The organism is Streptomyces tricolor (assembly GCF_002155905.1).
Taxonomy (GTDB): domain Bacteria; phylum Actinomycetota; class Actinomycetes; order Streptomycetales; family Streptomycetaceae; genus Streptomyces; species Streptomyces tricolor.
The window spans coordinates 1-3,880 of record NZ_MUMF01000798.1 but is presented as its reverse complement, the minus strand read 5'-3'; the positions used below and the strand labels follow the sequence as shown (position 1 = coordinate 3,880).

At 75.7% G+C, this 3,880-nt stretch carries 4 protein-coding genes and 1 pseudogene; all 5 read left to right on the top strand.

The window, feature by feature from the left end; all coding sequences use genetic code 11:
• On the top strand, positions 1 to 1,134 hold a 1,134-nt coding region (locus CCN44_RS39735; protein ID WP_143650380.1), incomplete at its 5' end, for a 4'-phosphopantetheinyl transferase superfamily protein.
• Positions 1,131 to 1,451 (top strand): acyl carrier protein, encoded by a 321-nt coding sequence (locus CCN44_RS39730; protein ID WP_059248070.1) that lies wholly within the window; start codon positions 1,131 to 1,133, stop codon positions 1,449 to 1,451. The genes CCN44_RS39735 and CCN44_RS39730, both read left to right, overlap by 4 nt.
• A gap of 3 nt (positions 1,452 to 1,454) precedes the next feature.
• Positions 1,455 to 2,255, top strand: coding sequence for an alpha/beta fold hydrolase (locus CCN44_RS39725; protein WP_059248069.1), 801 nt, complete (start codon positions 1,455 to 1,457; stop codon positions 2,253 to 2,255).
• The gene (locus CCN44_RS39720) at positions 2,252 to 3,433 is read left to right on the top strand and encodes a glycosyltransferase (protein WP_086703979.1); all 1,182 of its coding nucleotides are present in this window, start codon (positions 2,252 to 2,254) and stop codon (positions 3,431 to 3,433) included. Before CCN44_RS39725 ends, CCN44_RS39720 begins: the two co-directional genes overlap by 4 nt.
• Positions 3,430 to 3,880 (top strand): annotated as a pseudogene (locus CCN44_RS39715) (methyltransferase type 12); the annotation flags it as partial. The gene CCN44_RS39720 and the pseudogene CCN44_RS39715, both read left to right, overlap by 4 nt.

Sequence of the window (3,880 nt, the reverse complement as noted above, 5' to 3'; positions counted from 1 at the left end):
ACCGAGCTGACCGCGCTCGGCGAGCGGCACATCCGCGGAGTGATCACCACCCCGTCGGCCCCGGGCGCTCTGCTCGACAACGTGGGCCAGCTGCTCGGCTACTGGATCATGGCGACCCGCACCGAGCGGACGGTCGTCTTCCCGGTGCAGCTGGGGGAGGCACGGTTCTACGGACCGCATCCGGCGCCCGGCACCGAGGTGCACTGCCTGCTGCGGATCACCTCCCTCACGGACACCGTCCTGGAGGCGGACGCGGAGCTGACCGTCGGCGGCCGGGTCTGGGCCCGGGTGACCGGCTGGCAGGACCGCCGCTTCGACAACGACCCCACGACCCGGCCCGTCGAACGCTTCCCCGAGCGCCACACCCTCTCCACGGCCATGCCCGGGGGCTGGGCGCTGCTCCACGAGCGGTGGCCGGACCTCGCCTCCCGCGAGCTGATCATGCGCAATTCGCTGGGCGGCGCGGAGCGCGCCGCGTACGCGCAGCGCCCGCCGCGCGGGCGCCGGCAGTGGCTGCTCGGCCGGATCGCGGTCAAGGACGCCGTACGGCACTGGCTGTGGCGGCACGGCGAAGGACCGGTCTTCCCGGCCGAGATCCGGGTCGGCAACGACGACCTCGGCCGCCCGTACGTCACCGGGACGCACGGCCGCGAGCTGCCCCGGCTGGACGTCTCGCTCGCCCACCGCGCCGAGGCGGGCGTGGCGATCGTACGGCCGCACCGCCCGCAGCCCGGCCCCGGCATCGACATCGAGGAGGTCACCGGCCGCGACCCGGCGACCCTCACCACCGCGCTCGGCCCGGCCGAACTGCGGCTCCTGCGCGCCCGGTGCGCGGACGGCGGCGATCCGGAAGCCGTGTGGTTCACCCGCTTCTGGGCCGCCAAGGAGGCGGTCGCCAAGGCCGAGGGCGTCGGACTCGGGGGCCGCCCCCGGGACTTCGCCGTGCTGGAGGCCGCCCCGGACGGCAGCCGGCTCCTCGTCTCCGGCCGCCTGGAACGCGCCTACCCCGTGCACTGCGCCCCGGTGGCCAACCCGCCCGCCCTGCCGGACCGCGCCTACGTGGTGGCCTGGACGACCGGCCCCGTGGCCGACGACGGACAACCCGACCCCTCAGCCGAGGAGTACCTCCGATGAACCCCATCCAGCCGGTCCCGGCGGAGCCCACCGCCGACACCGTGCTCGCCGATGTCGCCGGCATGCTCCGCACGGTCCTTGCGGAGTACGGCGACGACGACGTGGTGATCGGCATGTCCACCACCTTCAACCGCGACCTGGAGCTGGAGAGCATCGACCTCGTCACCCTGGCCGGCCTGCTGGAGGAGCGGTACGGGCAGCGGGTCAACCTCGCCGAGTTCGTGGCCGGCATGGAGTTCGAGGAGATCATCGACCTGACCGTGGGCCGGCTCGTGGAGTACGTGGTGTGGAGCCTGAAGACCGACCGGGCGGGCTGAGCCATGGCGATGGTCGACGCCGGCGGCATCCGGCTGCACGTCCAGCGGACCGGCCCCACGGACGGCCGCACCCCGCACCCCACCGTCGTCCTGCTGCACGGACTGCTCACCGACAGCCTGGCCAGCTACTACTTCACCGTCGCCCCCGCGTTCGCGGCGGCCGGACTCGACGTCGTCATGTACGACCTGCGCGGCCACGGCCGCAGCGAACGCCCCCCGCACGGCTACACCCTGGACCACAACATCGCGGACCTGGAGGCGCTCCTGGACCGGCTGGCCGTCACCGGGCCCGTGCACCTCGTCGGCAACTCCTACGGCGGCACCATCGCCTTCGGGTACGCGGCACGCCATCCCGGCCGCGTGGCCAGCCTGACCCTGATCGAGTCCGAGCCGGCGACGGCCGCCTGGGCCGCGAAACTCGGCCGGATCCTGCACCGGGTGACGACCGAACTCGCGCACAACGAGTCCGACGCGATCGCCTGGATCACCGCCCACCGCGGCCACAACACCGCCCGCCTCGCCAAGGGCGCGGCCCGGCTGGCCCGCGAGACCACCCTCGGCCGGGACATCCCCGCCAGCCGGGTGCTCACCGAGGCCCAGATCAGGGCCGTACGCTGCCCGGTCCTCGGCGTGTACGGCGGCGACTCGGACCTGGCGGACCTGGTGCCGGCGCAGCGGCGGCTGCTGCCGGACTTCCGGGCGGTCGTCCTGCCCGGGCACGAGCACTCGGTCCTGGTCGAGGCGCCCGGCGCGGTCGGCGGGCACATCCTGGACCTGGTCGGCGCGGGGGCGGGCGCCCGGTGAGCGGCTTCCTCTTCGTCGTCCCGCCGCTGACCGGGCACATCAACCCCGCCGTCGGCGTCGCCGCCCGGCTCACCGCGCACGGCCACCAGGTGGCCTGGGCGTGCGCCGACCCGGCGCTGGTGCGACGGCTCGCGGGCGCGGACGCCGTGGTCTTCCGGTGCGCGGGACCGGTGCCGGGCACCCCGGGCGCCGTACGGCCGCCGGACCTGCGGGGCGCGGAGGCGCTGCGGTTCCTGTGGGAGGGGTATCTGCTGCCGCTCGCCGACGCGATGGCACCCGGGGTGCACGCGGCCGTCGCCAGGTTCCGCCCCGATGTGGTCGTCGCCGACCAGCAGGCGTTCGCCGGCGCCCTGGTGGCCGAGCGCCTCGGGCTGCCCTGGGCCACCTCGGCGACCACCTCCGCCGAGTTCGGCGGCGCCTACGACGCGATGCCCAAGGTCGCCGACTGGCTCCGGCGGCGCCTGGCCGAGCTGCGCGCCCGCATCGGCGACCCGGCCGGCACCGCCGACCCGCGCTCCTCGCCCCACCTGCTGCTGGTGTTCAGCACCCCCGAACTCATCGGCCCCCGGGCGCCGTCGGCCCCGCACATCCACTACGTCGGCCCGTCGCTCGCCGGCCGCCCGGCCGGGCCCGACTTCCCCTGGGAACGCCTGGACCGCGGCCGGGCCAAGGTCCTGGTGACCCTCGGCACGGCCAACGCCGACGCCGGCGGCCGGTTCCTCGCCGAGACCCTGGCCGCGCTGCGGGACCGCGCCGACCGGATCCAGGCGGTGATCACGGACCCGGCCGGCACGCTGCCCGCGACGGCGGACGACCCGGACCCGCTGATCCTGCCCTCCGTCCCCCAACTCCCCCTGCTGGAACGGATGGACGCCGTCGTCTGCCACGCCGGCCACAACACCGTCTGCGAGGCCCTCTGGCACGGCGTCCCGCTCGTCGTCGCGCCCATCCGGGACGACCAGCCGGTGGTGGCGGGTCAGGTCGTGGACGCCGGCGCGGGCGTCCGGGTCCGCTTCGGCCGGGCCACCGCGGCCCGCCTGGGCGAGGCCCTGGACACCGTCCTGCACGACCCCGCCCACCGGGCCGCCGCCGCCCGGATCAGCGCCGCGTTCCGCACGGCGGGCGGTGCCGGGGCCGCGGCGGCCCATCTCGCACGACTGGCAGGAGAGAGCCGATGAGCGAGGCCCGTGAGCAGGAGACCGGTGCGCGTGCCGCCCGCACGCAGGGCGCCCGGACGACCCCGTCCCGCATCGCCGCCCTGCGCCCCGCCTACCGGGCCGACCTGGACGCCGGCACCGACCGCTTCTTCGCCCCCCGGCGCACCACCTGCCCCTGGTGCTCCTCCGGCCGGCTCACCCGCCGCCTGCGCACCACCGACCTGCTCCAGCACAAACCCGGCCGCTTCACCCTGGACCGCTGCGCCGACTGCGGCCACGTCTTCCAGAACCCGCAACTGACACCGGCAGGACTGGAGTTCTACTACCGGGACTTCTACGACGGCCTCGGCGAGCAGCGGATGAGCGGCACCTTCGGCGGGCGCGGCGCGATGTACCGGAGCCGGGCCGAGGCCCTGCTGCCGTACGACCCGGCGCCGAAGACCTGGCTGGACGTCGGCACCGGCCACG

Bases quoted from the DNA above. Each gene is read 5' to 3' on its own strand.
- CCN44_RS39730 (WP_059248070.1), top strand. From the start codon at position 1,131: ATGAACCCCATCCAGCCGGTCCCGGCGGAGCCCACCGCCGACACCGTG.
- CCN44_RS39725 (WP_059248069.1), top strand. From the start codon at position 1,455: ATGGCGATGGTCGACGCCGGCGGCATCCGGCTGCACGTCCAGCGGACC.